General features: G+C 54.5%; 20 protein-coding genes and 1 tRNA gene. 10 read left to right on the forward strand and 11 right to left on the reverse strand.

Translation table 11 applies throughout. The features are described from left to right. Nucleotides 1-114 precede the first annotated feature (114 nt). Both ABU178_RS02775 and ABU178_RS02780 read left to right on the forward strand, forming a co-directional pair. Nucleotides 115-1,038, forward strand: a complete 924-nt coding sequence (locus ABU178_RS02775) for a TIM barrel protein (protein ID WP_397211773.1) — start codon at nt 115-117, stop codon at nt 1,036-1,038. 10 nt (nt 1,039-1,048) lie between these two features. Continuing rightward, a complete protein-coding gene (locus ABU178_RS02780) occupies nt 1,049-2,221 on the forward strand; it encodes a Gfo/Idh/MocA family protein (RefSeq protein ID WP_397211775.1) in 1,173 nt (390 codons plus the stop codon). 58 nt (nt 2,222-2,279) lie between these two features. Here the strand turns inward: ABU178_RS02780 and ABU178_RS02785 are convergent, their stop codons facing one another. The 7 genes from ABU178_RS02785 to aspA form a co-directional block, all read right to left on the reverse strand. Beyond that, nucleotides 2,280-2,570 (reverse strand): DUF1330 domain-containing protein, encoded by a 291-nt coding sequence (locus tag ABU178_RS02785; protein WP_397211777.1) that lies wholly within the window; start codon nt 2,568-2,570, stop codon nt 2,280-2,282. Between the two features lie 27 nt (nt 2,571-2,597). After that, entirely contained in the window at nt 2,598-3,464 is an 867-nt protein-coding gene (gene yghU / locus ABU178_RS02790) for a glutathione-dependent disulfide-bond oxidoreductase (protein WP_397211779.1), read from the reverse strand. A gap of 602 nt (nt 3,465-4,066) precedes the next feature. Then, nucleotides 4,067-4,142 (reverse strand) — tRNA-Phe (locus ABU178_RS02795). A 109-nt stretch (nt 4,143-4,251) separates the two neighbouring features. Beyond that, nucleotides 4,252-4,827 carry a division control transcriptional repressor DicD gene (gene dicD, locus ABU178_RS02800; protein ID WP_397211781.1) on the reverse strand — a complete coding sequence of 192 codons (576 nt, stop codon included), beginning with the start codon at nt 4,825-4,827 and terminating at the stop codon, nt 4,252-4,254. Between the two features lie 69 nt (nt 4,828-4,896). Then, entirely contained in the window at nt 4,897-6,618 is a 1,722-nt protein-coding gene (locus tag ABU178_RS02805; protein ID WP_397211783.1) for a protein-disulfide reductase DsbD, read from the reverse strand. Then, entirely contained in the window at nt 6,594-6,698 is a 105-nt protein-coding gene (gene cutA, locus ABU178_RS02810) for a divalent cation tolerance protein CutA (protein WP_397211785.1), read from the reverse strand. The genes ABU178_RS02805 and cutA overlap by 25 nt, the downstream gene beginning before the upstream one ends. A 102-nt stretch (nt 6,699-6,800) precedes the next feature. Further along, complete coding sequence (aspA, locus tag ABU178_RS02815) at nt 6,801-8,237, reverse strand: aspartate ammonia-lyase (protein WP_397211787.1); 1,437 nt, start codon at nt 8,235-8,237, stop codon at nt 6,801-6,803. Nucleotides 8,238-8,624: 387 nt separating this feature from the next. Here aspA and ABU178_RS02820 point away from each other — a divergent pair, with 387 nt between their 5' ends. From ABU178_RS02820 to ABU178_RS02835, 4 genes are all read left to right on the forward strand, one after another. Further along, nucleotides 8,625-9,080, forward strand: a complete 456-nt coding sequence (locus ABU178_RS02820) for an FxsA family protein (protein ID WP_397211789.1) — start codon at nt 8,625-8,627, stop codon at nt 9,078-9,080. 203 nt (nt 9,081-9,283) lie between these two features. Further along, nucleotides 9,284-9,577, forward strand: a complete 294-nt coding sequence (locus tag ABU178_RS02825) for a co-chaperone GroES (RefSeq protein WP_312241227.1) — start codon at nt 9,284-9,286, stop codon at nt 9,575-9,577. Between the two features lie 46 nt (nt 9,578-9,623). Next, nucleotides 9,624-11,273 (forward strand): chaperonin GroEL, encoded by a 1,650-nt coding sequence (gene groL / locus ABU178_RS02830; protein WP_397211792.1) that lies wholly within the window; start codon nt 9,624-9,626, stop codon nt 11,271-11,273. A 191-nt stretch (nt 11,274-11,464) separates the two neighbouring features. Further along, a complete protein-coding gene (locus tag ABU178_RS02835) occupies nt 11,465-11,812 on the forward strand; it encodes a DUF4156 domain-containing protein (RefSeq protein WP_397211794.1) in 348 nt (115 codons plus the stop codon). A gap of 72 nt (nt 11,813-11,884) precedes the next feature. Here the strand turns inward: ABU178_RS02835 and ABU178_RS02840 are convergent, their stop codons facing one another. The 3 genes from ABU178_RS02840 to epmB all read right to left on the reverse strand — a co-directional run bounded on the left by ABU178_RS02840 (nt 11,885) and on the right by epmB (nt 13,920). Next, nucleotides 11,885-12,334 (reverse strand): GGDEF domain-containing protein, encoded by a 450-nt coding sequence (locus ABU178_RS02840; protein ID WP_397211796.1) that lies wholly within the window; start codon nt 12,332-12,334, stop codon nt 11,885-11,887. A 34-nt stretch (nt 12,335-12,368) separates the two neighbouring features. Further along, the gene (locus ABU178_RS02845) at nt 12,369-12,548 is read right to left on the reverse strand and encodes a hypothetical protein (RefSeq protein WP_397211798.1); all 180 of its coding nucleotides are present in this window, start codon (nt 12,546-12,548) and stop codon (nt 12,369-12,371) included. A gap of 343 nt (nt 12,549-12,891) precedes the next feature. Next, the gene (epmB, locus tag ABU178_RS02850; protein ID WP_397211800.1) at nt 12,892-13,920 is read right to left on the reverse strand and encodes an EF-P beta-lysylation protein EpmB; all 1,029 of its coding nucleotides are present in this window, start codon (nt 13,918-13,920) and stop codon (nt 12,892-12,894) included. A 41-nt stretch (nt 13,921-13,961) separates the two neighbouring features. Between epmB and efp the strand changes: the two genes are divergently transcribed. From efp to ABU178_RS02865, 3 genes are all read left to right on the forward strand, one after another. Beyond that, nucleotides 13,962-14,528 carry an elongation factor P gene (efp, locus tag ABU178_RS02855; RefSeq protein WP_397211802.1) on the forward strand — a complete coding sequence of 189 codons (567 nt, stop codon included), beginning with the start codon at nt 13,962-13,964 and terminating at the stop codon, nt 14,526-14,528. Between the two features lie 54 nt (nt 14,529-14,582). Then, the gene (locus tag ABU178_RS02860; RefSeq protein ID WP_397211804.1) at nt 14,583-14,714 is read left to right on the forward strand and encodes an entericidin A/B family lipoprotein; all 132 of its coding nucleotides are present in this window, start codon (nt 14,583-14,585) and stop codon (nt 14,712-14,714) included. A 132-nt stretch (nt 14,715-14,846) separates the two neighbouring features. Beyond that, the gene (locus tag ABU178_RS02865; protein WP_193405233.1) at nt 14,847-14,981 is read left to right on the forward strand and encodes an entericidin A/B family lipoprotein; all 135 of its coding nucleotides are present in this window, start codon (nt 14,847-14,849) and stop codon (nt 14,979-14,981) included. A 50-nt stretch (nt 14,982-15,031) separates the two neighbouring features. Here ABU178_RS02865 and blc read toward each other — a convergent pair whose 3' ends face one another. Beyond that, nucleotides 15,032-15,556: an outer membrane lipoprotein Blc gene (gene blc, locus ABU178_RS02870; protein WP_397211807.1), complete on the reverse strand. Its 525-nt coding sequence runs from the start codon at nt 15,554-15,556 to the stop codon at nt 15,032-15,034. A 163-nt stretch (nt 15,557-15,719) separates the two neighbouring features. On the opposite strand from blc, the gene epmA reads away from it, so the two are divergent. Then, a complete protein-coding gene (epmA, locus tag ABU178_RS02875) occupies nt 15,720-16,697 on the forward strand; it encodes an elongation factor P--(R)-beta-lysine ligase (RefSeq protein ID WP_397211809.1) in 978 nt (325 codons plus the stop codon). The last annotated feature ends 12 nt before the right edge of the window (nt 16,698-16,709 follow it).

Raw genomic sequence — 16,709 nt, forward strand, 5'->3', positions numbered from 1 at the left:
TTTGCCGTTTTGCGATGATCGCCATCAAAGAATGAAATTTTCATACTTTCCACAAATGAAACATATGTTTGATACTGACCGCAGAAATCAATGATGCACTGCGCGGAGATGATGATGACGATTCATATTGCTAACGCGCCCTGCAGCTGGGGCGTAGATAATCCTGATAATCCTTATCTGCCGCCCTGGGAGAAAGTGCTGCAGGAAGCTTCACAGGCGGGCTACAAAAGCATTGAGCTTGGCCCGTGGCGTTATCTGCCCGCTGACCCGCAGCAGCTTACCGCCGCGCTAAAGCAGTACGATCTTTCTTTGGTGGCCGCCACCATTTTTGACGACCTGGTTAGTGAAGCTAACTTTGCGAAGATGGTTGAGTTGACCCACAACCTGTGCCGTACTCTCTCGGCTGTGCCCACCGCCAGCAAAACGCATGGCGATAATTTCCCGGCGCCTTATCTGGTGATCATCGATTTCGGTAACGCAGAGCGGGCGCGCTACGCCGGTAACGCAGCGAAAGCGCTGCGTTTGCCGCAGGCCGAATGGCAGCGCATGATGCAGCATATCACCACGCTGAGCCGCATCGCCTGGGAAGAGTATCAGGTGCGACCGGTGATCCATCCTCATGCAGGCGGCTGCATTGAGTTTGCCGATGAGCTGGAAAAGCTGGCGGCGGATATCCCTCATGAGGTGGCTGGCCTCTGCCTCGATACGGGTCACCTTTACTACGCTGGCATGGATCCGCTCGCCTGGCTGGGAAAATATTTCGACCGCATCGACTATCTGCATTTCAAAGATGTTGACGAAAAGGTATTCCGGGAGGTGCTGGCGCGCGAGCTGGATTTCTTCACCGCCTGCGCTGAAGGCGTAATGTGCCCGCTCGGCAACGGCGCTATTGATTATCCGACAATCAAAGCCTTTCTGGCTGAACGTCATTATCAGGGTTGGATCACCATTGAACAGGAGCGCGATCCGCGCAACGTAGCGACCAGTTTGCGCGACGTCACGGCCAGCCTGCGCTATCTACATTCCGTTGGTTTTTAAGGAGAACACTATGATTAACGGTATTAAGCCTTTGGATCGTTCGCTGCGCTGGGGCATGGTTGGCGGCGGCGGCACCAGTCAGATTGGCTATATTCACCGCGCATCAGCGCTGCGGGATAACGTTTTCAGCCTGCTGGCCGGGGCGTTTGATATTGATGCCGCGCGCGGACGGGCATTTGGCGTCAGCCTTGGCGTGGCGGAAGATCGCTGCTATCCCGATTATCAGACCCTGTTTCGCGAAGAAGCGGCACGGCCAGACGGCATTGAGGCGGTTTCCATCGCTACGCCTAACAATAGCCATTTCGCCATCTGTCGCGCCGCGCTGGAAGCGGGCCTGCATGTCGTATGCGAAAAGCCGCTCTGCTTCAGCGTCGAAGAGGCGCAGATCCTCGAAGATCTCAGCAAATCGCAACAAAAAATCATCGGCGTGACCTACGGCTATGCCGGGTATCAGTTGATCCATCAGGCGCGTGAGATGATCCAGCAGGGGATGCTGGGTGAGATCCGTATTATTAATATGCAGTTCTCCCACGGTTTTCATGCGCAGGCGGTGGAGCAGCAGAATACCAGCACCCAGTGGCGCGTCGATCCGCGTTTCGTCGGACCAAGCTATGTGCTGGGCGATCTCGGCACCCATCCGCTGTTTATTGCCGAAACCATGGTGCCGCAGCTGCGGATCAAGCGGCTGATGTGTTCGCGCCAAAGCTTCGTCAAATCCCGCGCGCCGTTGGAGGATAACGCCTTTGTGCTGATGGAGTATGACAACGGCGCGATGGGATCGATGTGGTGCTCTGCGGTGAATGCCGGTTCGATGCATGGTCAGAAAATTCGTGTGGTCGGCGAGAAAGCGAGTCTTGAGTGGTGGGACGAACAGCCGAACCAGCTGCGCTACGAGGTACAGGGCGAACCGGTACGCATTCTGGAACGCGGCATGAGCTATCTGAATGCGCGCGCGCTGGAGGAAGATCGCATCAGCGGCGGACATGCGGAAGGGCTGTTTGAGGCCTGGTCGAACCTCTATCGTCGCTTTGCCGTCGCGATGGATGCCACCGATCGGGGAGACAGCGTGCTGCTGAAGGATTTTTGGTATCCGGACGTGAACGCCGGTCTGATGGGGGTGAAGTGGGTCGCGAACTGCGTACGATCCGCCGATCGCGGCGCAGAGTGGGTTGAGTTTGCCTGACGGTCCTTCAGGCAGAATAAAAAAGCACCCGAGCGGGTGCTTTCTTTTTTACCCGACTTTACGCGATGCCCTGCACCAGCAGCACGCGGTAGTTTGCGCCTTTCATACGTTGCGCTTTGGCTTCCTGATAGGCCGGGCTGTTGTACCAGGCGCGTGCGTCTTCCATGGTCGGGAACTCCAGCAGCACTACACCTTCAGCATCCTGGCCTTCCAGCACTTCTATATCGCCATAGGCCACCAGCGCGGTGATCGGATGATCGCCGCGCGCCTTACCGGCCATCACGCTGTAGGTGTCCAGCTCTTGCTGATCGATAGTGTTGTCACGAATAAAAATAGCGTATGCGCTCAAAGCGTTTCTCCTTGTAAAGTCAGGACGTTATGCCTGACGTTTGTCTTCGGTGTTCAGATCAAAATCAGACGCGTCGTGGCGCTCATGCAGCTGCTCTGCGGGTTCGCCCCAGGTACGGTTGACGATGCGACCACGTTTTACCGCCGGACGGTTTTCAATCACTTCAGCCCAGCGCTGCACATTCTTGTATGACTGCACGTCAAGGAACTCGGCCGCCTCATACTGATTATTACGCACCAGATTGCCATACCACGGCCAGATCGCCATATCAGCAATGGTGTACTCCTCGCCAGCAATATAGTCATGGTCCGCCAGCTGGCGATCCAGGACGTCCAGCTGACGCTTGGCTTCCATGGTGAAGCGGTCAATCGCGTATTCAATCTTTTCTGGCGCGTAGTGGTAGAAGTGGCCGAAGCCGCCGCCAAGATAAGGCGCGGAACCCTGCAGCCAAAAGAGCCAGTTCAGCGCTTCGGTGCGCGCGGCGATATCCTGCGGCAGGAAAAAACCAAATTTATCCGCCAGATAAAGCAGGATGGCGCCGGACTCAAACACACGGATCGGCGGATTAACGGAGCAGTCGAGCAGGGCGGGAATCTTGGAGTTCGGGTTAACGTCGACAAATCCGCTGGAAAACTGATCGCCCGCGCTGATGCGGATCAGGTGCGCGTCATATTCCGCTTCCTTCACGCCCAGCGCCAGCAGTTCTTCCAGCAGAATCGTGATTTTCTGGCCGTTCGGCGTGCCCATGGAGTAAAGCTGTAGCGGGTGCTGACCAATGGGCAGCGTTTTCTCATGGGTCGGTCCCGCAATCGGACGATTGGTTTTAGACCAGGAACCTGCGCCGTTTTGATCCCAGGTCCAGACTTTCGCTGGCTGATACTGTTTTTCCGACATGATGAAGGTTCGCCTTTTTAGTTTGAGTAGGATTGCGCCAGCTTCGGCTGCACGCAATCGAGTTTAGCAGGCCGGTTGGGAAGGGTTTAACCATGATGGCTGTAGGAGTGAGAAGGAGAGGAGAATGCAAAGGCACGCTTTTATTAGCTGATTTTTAGCCCAGGAAAAGCCTTGATGATATAAGGCGGCTTTTTATTACCAGGCAAATCTGATTCAGCCTAATAAACTGATTCTCTGAAGCAGTAAACAGATTACAACAGGACATGGTACTGATAATTACCGAATTTTTTGGTCAATCATCAGGAGAAGATCAATATTCACAGGAAAATGCTCTGAATGGATGAACAGATTTTAGTAAATATATGATTAAACGCTGCGTCATTGCGTGTGTCGAGGAACCTGTACCGCAGGTCAATCTATGTCTGAGGTTTGCACCGGTTAGCTATGCAACTCAACGGGCGGCAATCTGGACGTTAACAGCCAGCAGTATCAAAGATATGAATATGGCTTTCAGGTCGGAACGGATCGCGATCCGCCTGGCGATCAATGAAACATCCGACGCCAGAAAGCAAAAACCCAGCCATAGGCTGGGTTCTTTAATATGGTGCCCGAACTCGGAATCGAACCAAGGACACGGGGATTTTCAATCCCCTGCTCTACCGACTGAGCTATTCGGGCAACGGGGCGCATTAAACCGTAAAGGTTTTCAGTCGTCAACGGCTTTTGCAAAAAAACCATGCGAAACGTGACTGATTGCCTGAATTTCAGGCAAAGGCAGTAAAAAACGTCAGGTCAGCGCGCCATTCTTGCGGCACAGGGCGATGTTCAGCACATCTTCAGCCAGTCGTCGGGCGGTGGCAACATCCTGCACGTTGCGTTTTACCAGTAGCTTGCTCAGGCAGCCTTCCAGAATCAGTTCAAGCTGATCGGCCACCAGCGTGGGGTTATCCAGTTCCAGCGCCACCAGGATTTCATGGCTGAACTGCCAGGAGGCTTTTTTCTGCTGTTCCGCCAGCTGATGCACCGGCTGATCCGGCTGCGGATAGAAGCTACAGGCGGCAATAAACAAACAGCCGGGGAAACGGCCTTTACTGACCTGTTCGCTCAGCACCTGATAGCGCGCCAGCAGCTTTTGTGCGCTATTCAGCGCATCGTCGAGCAAAATCTGACGACGCCAGACATCAATCTGTTGGGCATGATAACGAAGCGCATCGTACAGCAGAGCTTCACGATCGGGCCAGTAACGCTGTAGCTGTTCTGTCGTCAGGCCGCTATCGCCAGCGAGCTGAGGAAGGGAAGTGGTGGCAAGGCCATTCTGTTCAAGCACATTCAACGCATGCTCGAGTATTTGTTCACGTTGCAAGTGACTCTCCTCTGTATGCGGACCCGATCGATAAATCACGATCGGGCCTGATTCTGCATCCAGTGTCGTTTACTGGCCGAGTTTCTGCAAATGATTGCGAAATGCCGCCGCGTCAAGAAAGCCGGTGACGCGTGAATCGGGAATCTCTTTACCTTGCGCATCAAAAAACAGAATGGTCGGCAGGCCGAGCACCTGCAAATGTTGCAGCAGCGCGTCATCCTGGACGCTGTTGGCCGTGACGTTGGCCTGCAGTAATTGCAGCTTGCTCAATGCCTGACTGACGCCAGGATCGCTGAAGGTATATTTCTCAAACTCTTTGCAGGCGACGCACCAGTCGGCATAGAGATCCACCATCGTCATCTTGCCCTGCGCCTGTTGCAGCGCGGCGTCCAGCTGCGCGGACGAAGCGATAGCACGGAAAGGCAGGTGCGCCGCCGTCTGCTGCGCGTTGGTTGCGCCAAAGGCCCAGTCCTGCAAAGGACGCACGCTGACCAGCGCCGCGCCCAGCATCAGGATCTGCAACAGCCGTAATTTTCCCGCCGCGGCGCGCAGGCTGACGCTGAACGCCCAGCCGAAAAACGCCACGCCGAGCAGGCTCCAGAGGCGTAATCCCCACAGCTCGCCCAGTACGCGCTCCAGCAAAAATACCGGCAGCGCCAGAATCACGAAGCCGAAGCCCTCCTTCACGATCTGCATCCAGGGACCGCTTTTGGGCAGCAGGCGATGACCAAACAGAGTAACGGCAATCAGCGGCAGGCCCATGCCCAGCGCATAAAGGTAAAGCGTACCGGCGCCTGCCAGCAGATTACCGCTTTGGGCGATATAAAGCAGAATGGCGCTGAGCGGGGCGGTGGTGCAGGGGGAACAGATCAAACCGGCCAGCGCGCCCATCAAAAATACGCCCGCGAACGAACCGCCTTGCTGACGATTGCTCCAGAGCGTCAGGCGCGTTTGCAGGCTGGAGGGCAGTTGCAGCGTAAAGAGACCAAACATCGACATCGCCAGCAAGATAAACAGCAGCGACAGGCCGATCAGCACATAAGGATGTTGCAGCGCCGCCTGAAAACGCAGTCCAGCGGCGGCGACCACTACGCCCAGCAGAGTATAGGTCAGCGCCATGCCCTGCACGTAAACCAACGCCAGCGCAAACAGGCGCGCCAGAGAATAGTCTCGTTTACCGCCAAGGATAATGCCGGAGATCAGCGGATACATTGGCAGCACGCAGGGGGTAAAGGCGACGCCGATACCGATCAGCAAGGCCCAGAGCGGAGAAAAGGGCAGCGGGCTGACGGGCGCGGGCTGCGCGCTTATCTGAGGCGGTGCGCTCACCGGCGCTGGCGGCGCGTTGTTGGCGGCCACGGCGCTGAGCGGAATGGTGTGGGTTTCCGGCGGATAGCAGAAGCCCGCAGCGGCACAGCCCTGATAAATCACCTTCAGCGTAGCGTTTGCATCCGCCTGACGCAGCACGATGGGTAGGGTCAAATTCTGCGGATAGATTTCACTTTTACCGTAAAACTCATCTTCGTGCGGCACGCCGGTTGGCAGCGTGAGCGGCGCAATTTGCGCATGCTGCGGCACGATCTGCATCTGCTGACGGTAAAGATAGTAACCCGGCTTTATTTGCCAGCTGAGCGTCAGTTGATTGCCCTGTTGGCTGAAATCAAAGGCAAACGCCTGGCCAACCGACACAAAACGGCTGTTGTTATTGGGAGAAAAAATCCCTGCCTGCGCCTGCAGGCTGACAAACAGCGCAAAGAAAATAACAATCAGGCGAGAGAGGCATGCGGCCATGACAAATATTCACCGTCTCCATGTTGAACCGGCAGTACCCATAGTTCCGGTACGTCGTAAAGGTGCGCCGATAATAACACGCTCCGTCAGCCGCAGCGTTGACAGGATGTAAATGGTGTGATGATAAAAAAGGCACGCCGTTTTAAGAACAGGCGTGCCTTAATGCGTCAACGCAGCAGCGATTACTGTTCGCTTTCGTCGGTGTACCGTTTGGCTTTATAAGCCGGGAACATCAGGTTTTGCACCGAGAAAATATCGTCCAGCTCGCTTTCGGTCAGCAGGCCGCGCTCCAGTACCACTTCGCGCACGCTTTTGCCGGTTTCCGCGCAAATCTTGCCGACAATGTCGCCGTTGTGGTGACCAATGTAGGGATTGAGATAGGTCACGATGCCGATTGAGTTGAAAACGTAAGCTTCACACACCGCTCTGTTGGCGGTAATGCCGTTGACGCATTTCTCCAGCAGGTTGTAGCAGGCGTTGGTCAGAATGCTGATCGACTCAAACAGCGCCTGGCCAATCACCGGCTCCATCACGTTCAGCTGCAGCTGGCCCGCTTCGGCCGCCATGGTGACCGTGGTGTCGTTGCCGATCACCTTGAAACAGACCTGGTTAACCACCTCCGGCACCACCGGATTCACTTTCGCCGGCATAATCGAGGAGCCTGCCTGCAATTCCGGCAGGTTGATTTCGTTCAGCCCGGCGCGCGGGCCGGAAGAGAGCAGACGCAGGTCGTTACAGATTTTCGACAGCTTTACCGCCAGACGCTTCAGCGCCGAATGCACCATCACGTAGGCGCCGCAGTCGGAGGTCGCTTCAATCAGATCCTCCGCCGGCACCACTGGCAGATTGCTCACTTCCGCCAGGCGTTGTACCGCCAGCTGTTGATAGCCGTCCGGCGTATTTAGCCGCGTGCCGATCGCCGTTGCGCCGAGGTTAACCTCCAGCAGCAGTTCAGCGGTACGCAACACGCTTTTGGTCTCTTCGTTCAGCAGCACATTGAAGGCGTGAAACTCCTGGCCGAGGGTCATCGGCACGGCGTCCTGTAACTGGGTACGCCCCATTTTGAGAATGGTTTCGAACTCCACCGCTTTGCGCTGGAAGCCGTCACCCAGTTGGCTGATAGCGTCGACCAGCTTCAGGATGGAGGAGTAAACCGCAATGCGGAAGCCGGTGGGGTAGGCGTCGTTAGTGGACTGGCATTTATTCACATGGTCGTTGGGGTTGAGAAACTGGTATTCCCCTTTCTGATGGCCCATTAGCTCAAGGCCGATATTCGCCAGCACTTCATTGGTGTTCATGTTAACGGAAGTACCAGCGCCGCCCTGATAGACGTCAACCGGGAACTGATCCATGCATTTACCGTTGTTCAGCACTTCATCGCAGGCCTGGACAATCACGTTGGCGAGGTTGCGTGGGATGGTTTGCAGCTCTTTATTGGCCAGCGCCGCCGCTTTTTTCACCATCACCATGCCACGGACAAACTCCGGGATGTCGCTGATTTTGCTGCTGCTGATATAGAAATTTTCAATCGCACGCAGAGTATGAACACCGTAATAAGCGTCTGCCGGAACTTCGCGCATACCTAACAGATCTTCTTCGATACGAATGTTGTTCGCCATGATTACCTTCTTATTATTGATGCGTCACATCTTTCATGCTGCAACGGCTTGCTGCACAATGAAATCTGTTGGGCATCCCTTACAGGTGATGTAAATATATTGTCGTGGAGTGCCAGAGCCGACATTTTATCCAACTTCAGCCTGGCGAGCACGATGATATTCTGTTGTATCAGAAAAGCCTGTGCGCAGATCACTTTACGGCGATTTCCAGACGCAGCGCCATTAACGATATGTGATGTTGCTCGCAAAATTAACCCTCGGGCAAAAAGTTGGCAGGATCGGTTGAAAAGCGCCCTCCGTATGCCCATCTCTTTTCTTATCATCCCTGAGATGAACCATTTATGCTGCCTGGCACACAGCGAGGCAGCCACAACACAGGAGAGTACGGTGCGCTGGTTACCGTTAGTGATTTTCTTTTTGCTGGCCTGGCTTGAGATAACGATCTTTATCCAGGTGGCTCATGTACTGGGCGTGTTGCTCACCATGCTGCTGGTGATCTTCACCTCCTGCATCGGCATCTCGCTGGTGAGAAATCAGGGCGTGAAAAACTTTATGATCATGCAGGAGAAGCTGGTGCGTAACGAAAGCCCGGCGGCGGAGATGATCAAAAGCGTTTCGCTGATCCTTGCCGGTTTTCTGCTGCTGCTGCCGGGATTCTTTACCGATTTCATCGGCTTGCTGCTGCTGCTGCCGCCGGTGCAGAAGCACCTGACGCTGAAGCTGATGCCGCATCTGCGCGTCTGGCGCGGGCCCGGTGCCGGGCCGGACAGCGGTTACACCGTTGACGGCGAATTCGAACGTAAAGAGCGCGATCGCATCGAACATGACAAGCAGGATCGCTAAATATCGAGGCGGCTTACAGGCCGCCTTTTTTGCCAGCAGCCGGTGAGAAAATCGCCAATCGTCAGCGAAACAAAAATTTTTTATTTTTTTGCCCTTGAAAGCCGGAAACCTGGCCTTATCTCTTGAGCCACGAGGCCGGAAGCCCTGCAGCCCGGCGTTCAACCCAAAGTGAATGATTGGACTTCTCAAAGGAGAGTTATCAAATGAAAATCCGTCCATTGCATGATCGCGTTATCGTCAAGCGTAAAGAAGTAGAAGCTAAGTCTGCTGGCGGCATCGTTCTGACCGGCTCTGCAGCGGGTAAATCAACCCGTGGTGAAGTGCTGGCTGTAGGCAATGGCCGCATCCTGGAAAGTGGCGAAGTGAAGCCGCTGGACGTGAAAGTGGGTGACGTGGTCATTTTCAACGAAGGTTACGGCGCGAAAACCGAGAAGATCGACAACGAAGAGGTGCTGATCATCTCTGAAAGCGACATTCTGGCGATTGTTGAGGCGTAATTTTACGCGTATTCACTGAACGAAACGAATTTAAGGGATATTTGAAATGGCAGCTAAAGACGTAAAATTCGGTAATGACGCACGCGTAAAAATGCTGCGTGGCGTGAACGTACTGGCAGATGCAGTAAAAGTTACCCTGGGCCCGAAAGGCCGTAACGTGGTGCTGGACAAATCTTTTGGTGCGCCGACCATCACTAAAGACGGCGTATCTGTAGCGCGTGAAATCGAACTGGAAGACAAGTTCGAAAACATGGGCGCGCAGATGGTGAAAGAAGTGGCCTCCAAAGCGAACGACGCGGCGGGCGACGGCACCACTACTGCAACCGTACTGGCACAGTCTATCGTTAACGAAGGTCTGAAAGCCGTTGCGGCTGGCATGAACCCGATGGATCTGAAGCGCGGCATCGACAAAGCCGTTATCGCCGCCGTTGAGCAGCTGAAAGCGCTCTCCGTTCCGTGCTCTGACTCCAAAGCCATTGCCCAGGTGGGTACCATTTCCGCCAACTCCGATGAAAGCGTCGGCACCCTGATCGCCCAGGCGATGGAAAAAGTGGGTAAAGAAGGCGTGATCACCGTTGAAGAAGGCACCGGTCTGCAGGACGAGCTGGACGTGGTTGAAGGTATGCAGTTCGACCGTGGCTACCTCTCTCCGTACTTCATCAACAAACCGGAAACCGGTGCGATCGAACTGGAAAGCCCGTTCATCCTGCTGGCTGACAAGAAAATCTCCAACATCCGCGAAATGCTGCCGGTACTGGAAGCCGTGGCGAAAGCAGGCAAACCGCTGCTGATCATCGCTGAAGATGTGGAAGGCGAAGCGCTGGCGACCCTGGTGGTAAACACCATGCGCGGCATCGTGAAAGTGGCTGCGGTGAAAGCGCCGGGCTTCGGCGATCGTCGTAAAGCCATGCTGCAGGATATCGCTATCCTGACCGGCGGTACCGTGATCTCTGAAGAGATCGGTATGGAGCTGGAGAAAGCGGCGCTGGAAGATCTGGGCCAGGCGAAACGCGTGGTGATCAACAAAGACACCACCACCATTATCGATGGCGTGGGCGAAGAGTCTACCATTCAGGGCCGCGTAACGCAGATTCGTCAGCAGATCGAAGAAGCGACCTCTGACTACGATAAAGAAAAACTGCAGGAGCGTGTAGCGAAACTGGCAGGCGGCGTTGCCGTACTGAAAGTGGGCGCGGCGACTGAAGTTGAAATGAAAGAGAAGAAAGCCCGCGTTGAAGACGCCCTGCACGCGACCCGTGCTGCGGTGGAAGAAGGCGTGGTGGCAGGCGGCGGCGTTGCGCTGGTGCGTGTTGCTTCTCAGTTGCAGGAACTGCGTGGCCAGAACGAAGATCAGAACGTCGGTATCAAAGTTGCGCTGCGCGCAATGGAAGCGCCGCTGCGTCAGATCGTGTCCAACGCCGGTGAAGAGCCGTCTGTTGTGGCTAACACCGTGAAAGCGGGCGAAGGTAACTACGGTTACAACGCGCAGACCGAAGAATACGGCGACATGATCGCGTTCGGTATTCTGGATCCGACCAAAGTAACCCGTTCTGCTCTGCAGTACGCTGCCTCTGTTGCTGGCCTGATGATCACCACCGAATGTATGGTGACTGACCTGCCGAAAGGCGACGCGCCTGATTTAGGCGCCGGCGCTGGCGGTATGGGTGGCATGGGCGGTATGGGCGGCATGATGTAATTGCCCCCGACCCCTGAGTCAGAAAACCCCCGATCGGAAACGGTCGGGGGTTTTTCTTTTGTCAGGGAAAATAGTATAAGTAAAGGCGCAATACTTCGGCTTCCTGGGTTAGGGCGATGAATGTTCAGAAAAAATGTGCGCTTTTCTGCTACGCTGCTACCCGACTCTGATGATAATAAATGGGGATTACAATGCGGATTAACCTCTTGCTCGGACTCGCTGTCGGCGCGTTATTGCTGACCGGCTGTAGCAGCTCAAATCAACTGAATGCAGGCGGTGAGCGCGTCACCTTCGTTGATCAGCAGCCGGGCAGTGATTGCCAGCTTCTGGGAAATGTCACCGGCTCGCAAAGCAACTGGCTGAGCGGCGCGGGCGCTGACACCAGCGCGCTGCGCGGTGCGGCGAACGATCTGCGTAATCGCGCAGCGGCGATGGGCGGCAACGTAATCTACGGCGCCACCAGCCCGACGCAAAATTTGCTTTCTGCTTTTGCCCCGCTCGACAGTAAAATGAGCGGCCAGGTTTATAAGTGTCCTTAACGCCGTGACAACGCGAGCCGGAGAAATCCGGCTCTGGTAAACCTGCTCTTTCACGCTCGCCCGACAAGTCGTTCAGCTGCTAATTTTCCGTGCCAAAAACACCATCTGGCTCCTGCCGTTGCGTTTGGCTTCATAAACCCCCTGATCTGCCTGCTGCAACAGTTTTTCATAGTCAGGATGGCCGCCATGTAGCGTAAAGCCAATCGAGATGCTCATTTGCAATGGTCCTTCCCGCAGTGGGCAGGCTGTTTGATCAACCTTCAAACGTATGCGTTCAAGGAATTTTTCCGCGTTACTTTTATTGGCTTCAACCAGAATAATCAGGAACTCCTCGCCGCCGTAACGGAAAAGGTAATCACCGGAGCGCATATTTTCGCTCAGCAGCGACGCAATATGGCGCAGCGCTCTGTCACCCACTTCATGTGCATAGGTATCGTTGATCTTTTTAAAATTATCCACGTCCACCATCGCCACGACCAGCGGCTTCTGCATCTGAATCGCCATTTTTACTTCGTGCTTCATCACGCCAGGTAAAAACGACGATTAAGCAGGTTTGTCAGGGGATCCTTACCGCTTTCAAGACGACTCGCCTTTGCAAACATGGCGGCGAGAAATTATTAATTTGGGTCGTTTTTAAGCGAATATCGCGCAACGTTTGCTGAATATATTCCAGCGAGAGAGAATTACTGTTATTCTCATTAATAATGATGGCGTTATCATTTTCTGTTGTGTTCATGAACAGATTCTCCTATTTTTGGCTCGCCGGGCTGCTGCAATAATCCGGGACGAGTAAAAGCAACAGAAATAATTATCTGTGGCAAAAAGGCAGGCGAAGTTTAAAGATAGTTAAATTAATTTGTGCGTAGCTTAATAATCTGACTGCTAATGTCAATGCCCGTCAGGAAGTAAACGGAGCCTGCCATTCAGCCTGCTCTGTTTATTTTATTAAGATAATCAAACAGGAATTAAAGATACGCGAAATATGATTTTTATCTTTATGATAGATAAACCGAATTCATCGTAATGAATTCGGTATTAATATTGATTAACTTACTTTTAGCCTGATTTAAATATCACGCTTATTCCTGACGCAGCTGTAAATCAAGCGGCGTTTTACTCGGCTCGCCGCCAATTTCACGCGCCAGCTTCGGCACCATATAGCCGGAAACCAGCGTTAAAAGCTCACGTATCAGCGCCCGCGCCTCATTATCTGACACGAAGAAGTGCGCTGCGCCCTGTACTTTATCCAGTACGTGCAGATAGTAGGGCAAAATGCCGGCATCAAACAGCGCGTTGCTGAGCGCGGCCAGTTGCCGCGCGTCATCATTCACGCCGCGCAGCAGTACGCTCTGGTTAAGCAGAGTAACGCCCGCCCGTTTCAACATCTGCATTCCCTGGCGCAGCTCGTCATCAATCTCCTGCGCGTGATTGATGTGCGTCACCATCAGCACCTGTAAGCGCGACTGCGCCAGACGCTGGCACAGCTCTTCTGTGATGCGTGCCGGGATCACCACCGGCAGGCGGCTGTGAATACGCAGACGTTTCAAATGAGGAATCGCTTCCAGCTCGCCGATCAGCCAGTCCAGCTCATGATCCTTCGCCATCAGCGGATCGCCGCCGGAGAAGATGATCTCGTCAAGCTCCGGGTGATTGGCAATATAGGCCAGCGCGCTTTGCCAGTTACGCTTGTTGCCCTGGTTATCCTGATAGGGAAAATGGCGCCGGAAGCAGTAGCGGCAGTTGACCGCGCAGCCGCCTTTAACCAGCAGCAGCGCACGATTTCTGTACTTATGCAGTAAACCGGGCACCACGCTGCTCTGCTCATCGAGCGGGTCAGTGCTGTAACCTGGCGCATCATAAAATTCCTCACGGCTGGTCAGCACCTGGAGCAGCAGGGGATCCCGCGCATCGCCTTTTTTCATCCGTCTGATGAAGGAACGGGGCACGCGCAGGGCAAAAAGACGGCGCGCATCGTTACCCGCCGTCAGCTCCGCATGCTGATCGAGAGCTAAAAGTCGTAGTAATTCATTGGGTTCAGTCACAACATCAGCGAGTTGCTGCAACCAATCTTCTCTGGAAGGGGTTTTTAGGGTTACAATGTGTGCCATTTTTTTGGCTAAGTACCAGTATCAATTTGTAGAGGGCCTTCATGGCGACTTATTCTAGCAACGATTTCCGTTCCGGTCTTAAAATCATGTTCGAAGGCGAACCTTATGCCATCGAATCCAGCGAGTTCGTGAAACCGGGTAAAGGCCAGGCTTTCGCACGCGTGAAAATGCGTCGTCTGCTGACCGGTTCGCGTGTTGAGAAAACGTTCAAATCCACCGACTCCGCCGAAGGCGCAGACGTTGTTGATATGACGCTGCAGTACTCCTATAACGACGGTGATTTCTTCTATTTCATGCATCCGGAAAGCTTTGAACAGTATCAGGTTGAAGCGAAGGTGCTGGAAGACGTGCAGAAATGGCTGCAGGACAACGCTGAATGTATCGTAACGCTGTGGAACAACAAAGCCATTGCCGTTCAGCCGCCGAACTTCATTGAAGCTGCAATCACTGAAACCGATCCAGGCCTGAAAGGTGACACTGCCGGTACCGGCGGTAAACCTGCTACCCTGACCACCGGCGCTGTGGTGAAAGTACCGTTGTTCGTACAGATCGGCGAAGTGATCAAAGTTGATACCCGTTCTGGCGAATACGTGTCACGCGTAAAATAAGTACATAATCAGGCGCATCCATGATGCGCCTTTTTCATGTGTGAGTTTCAGAGAATGAAAAAGCTGGCAAAAATCATCGCGTTTGCGTTGCTGGTCTCTTCAGCGCTAAGCGCCTGTAATACCTTCCGTGGTTTTGGCGAAGATGTGTCGCATCTGGGCGGCGCCATTTCCCATGCGGCGGATTAAGCTGTCAATCCAGCATGACGACTGTCGCCGTGTCAGTGATTTCCTTTTTATGAACAGTTGATTAAGCAGCGGTCCGGATTCAGGCTATGCTTAAAACGCTGTACTTTTACTGCAACCAAAAAGGAAATTGTCATGTTAAAGAAAAGTATTGTCGCGATCTTCTCTGTACTGGTTCTCTCCTCGCTGCTGAGCGCATGTAATACCACGCGCGGCGTAGGCGAAGATGTTGAGGCGGGCGGCCAGGCCATTCAGCGCAGCACGCAGTAATGTAAACCGGTGCGAAACAGCGCGTTTCGTACCGGCACCTTTTTCCCCGTTTATTCCTGCTTCACCCAGATCAGTTTTTCTACCGGGAAGCCCGCCTGGCGCGCCTGTGCGGTCAGCTTACTCTTTACATCTTCATCCAGCCGGGGCGTGCGCGACAGGATCCACAGATAATGCCGGTTTGGCCCGCATACCAACGCGTAGCGGTAGCTGGGATCGAGCGCAATGACGTTATAACCGCCATAGAACGGGCCAAAGAAAGAGACCTTGAGCGCGGCACGCTGCGGCGAGCCGGTAAAGTAAGCCTTGCCCACGCTCTCTTTCCAGCGCTCTTTGCCTGGCTGATAGCCGCGATTCACCACTTTCAGCCCGCCATCGTCACGCTTGCTGTAGGTGGCGGTAACATGATCGAGCCCACGCTCAAAACGATGATTAAGGCGGGCAATTTCGTACCACTGTCCCAGATAGCGATCCGCTTCAAATCCCTCTACCACGGTGACATTTTTCGGCGGCGTGGTGGAGCAGGCGACGGAGAGCATTGTGCCCAGGCTGGCGGTCAGCGTTTTCCATAAAGTCATAAACGATTCCTTAGCGGTTGAATCTTTGAGTATAGAAAAAGTCGCCGTCTGTGGCGTTGCCCGGCGGCCCGCAGCAAAGCGCATCGCTGTGCTAAGGCGGCGTTGTTTGCGCGCGGTAATACAGGTAGACTTCCTCCCCCTGTGTGTCTGAGGAGTCATCATCATGAGCGAAACGGCAAGCTGGCAGCCGAGCGCATCCATTGCCAATTTGTTGAAACGTGCGGCCATTATGGCGGAAATACGCCGTTTCTTTGCGGATCGCGGCGTGCTGGAGGTAGAGACTCCTGCCATGAGCCAGGCAACCATTACCGATATTCACCTGTTCCCGTTCCAGACCCGCTTCGTGGGGCCGGGCGCCTCGCAGGGGCTGGATCTCTGGCTGATGACCAGTCCGGAATATCATATGAAGCGCCTGCTGGCAGCGGGTAGCGGGCCGATTTATCAGCTCTGTCGCAGCTTCCGTAATGAAGAGGCGGGCCGCCACCATAACCCCGAATTCACCATGCTGGAGTGGTATCGTCCGCACTACGATATGTATCGGCTGATGAATGAAGTGGACGATCTGATGCAGCAGGTGCTGGAGTGCGACAGCGCGGAGTCGCTCTCTTATCAACAGGCCTTTATCCGTCATCTGGAGCTTGATCCGCTCTCGGCTGATAAGCCTCAGCTGCGCGAAGCGGCAGCCAAACTGGGCGCAGGCGAGCTGGCCGACGCGGAAGAGGATCGCGATACGCTGCTGCAGCTGCTGTTTATGCTGGGTGTAGAGCCGAAAATTGGTCAGGACAAACCGGCGTTTGTTTACCATTTTCCGGCCAGCCAGGCTGCGCTGGCGGAGATTAGCACTGAAGATCACCGCGTCGCGGAGCGTTTCGAGGTTTATTACAAAGGCATCGAGCTGGCGAACGGTTTTCGCGAGCTGACCGACAGCCGCGAACAGCGCCAGCGTTTCGAACAGGATAACCGTCGTCGCGCCGCGCGCGGCTTACCACAGCATCCGGTTGATACCAACCTGTTGGATGCGCTGACACACGGTATGCCAGCCTGCTCTGGCGTGGCGCTGGGGGTGGATCGCCTGATTATGCTGGCGCTGAAGGCCAGCTCGCTGAGCGAAGTGATCGCCTTCCCGGTGGATCGCTGCTAAGGCGGGGAGGGA

Source organism: Pantoea osteomyelitidis, assembly GCF_044342975.1.
In the GTDB taxonomy this organism is placed as follows: Bacteria; Pseudomonadota; Gammaproteobacteria; order Enterobacterales; family Enterobacteriaceae; genus Pantoea; species Pantoea osteomyelitidis.

Coding starts and splice junctions, on each gene's coding strand:
- efp (WP_397211802.1), top strand. CDS start 13,962: ATGGCGACTTATTCTAGCAACGATTTCCGTTCCGGTCTTAAAATCATG.
- ABU178_RS02835 (WP_397211794.1), top strand. CDS start 11,465: ATGCGGATTAACCTCTTGCTCGGACTCGCTGTCGGCGCGTTATTGCTG.
- ABU178_RS02775 (WP_397211773.1), top strand. CDS start 115: ATGACGATTCATATTGCTAACGCGCCCTGCAGCTGGGGCGTAGATAAT.
- ABU178_RS02840 (WP_397211796.1), bottom strand. CDS start 12,334: ATGAAGCACGAAGTAAAAATGGCGATTCAGATGCAGAAGCCGCTGGTC.
- ABU178_RS02865 (WP_193405233.1), top strand. CDS start 14,847: ATGTTAAAGAAAAGTATTGTCGCGATCTTCTCTGTACTGGTTCTCTCC.
- groL (WP_397211792.1), top strand. CDS start 9,624: ATGGCAGCTAAAGACGTAAAATTCGGTAATGACGCACGCGTAAAAATG.
- epmB (WP_397211800.1), bottom strand. CDS start 13,920: ATGGCACACATTGTAACCCTAAAAACCCCTTCCAGAGAAGATTGGTTG.
- aspA (WP_397211787.1), bottom strand. CDS start 8,237: ATGGCGAACAACATTCGTATCGAAGAAGATCTGTTAGGTATGCGCGAA.
- yghU (WP_397211779.1), bottom strand. CDS start 3,464: ATGTCGGAAAAACAGTATCAGCCAGCGAAAGTCTGGACCTGGGATCAA.
- ABU178_RS02860 (WP_397211804.1), top strand. CDS start 14,583: ATGAAAAAGCTGGCAAAAATCATCGCGTTTGCGTTGCTGGTCTCTTCA.
- ABU178_RS02780 (WP_397211775.1), top strand. CDS start 1,049: ATGATTAACGGTATTAAGCCTTTGGATCGTTCGCTGCGCTGGGGCATG.
- ABU178_RS02845 (WP_397211798.1), bottom strand. CDS start 12,548: ATGAACACAACAGAAAATGATAACGCCATCATTATTAATGAGAATAAC.
- epmA (WP_397211809.1), top strand. CDS start 15,720: ATGAGCGAAACGGCAAGCTGGCAGCCGAGCGCATCCATTGCCAATTTG.
- blc (WP_397211807.1), bottom strand. CDS start 15,556: ATGACTTTATGGAAAACGCTGACCGCCAGCCTGGGCACAATGCTCTCC.
- ABU178_RS02805 (WP_397211783.1), bottom strand. CDS start 6,618: ATGGCCGCATGCCTCTCTCGCCTGATTGTTATTTTCTTTGCGCTGTTT.
- ABU178_RS02825 (WP_312241227.1), top strand. CDS start 9,284: ATGAAAATCCGTCCATTGCATGATCGCGTTATCGTCAAGCGTAAAGAA.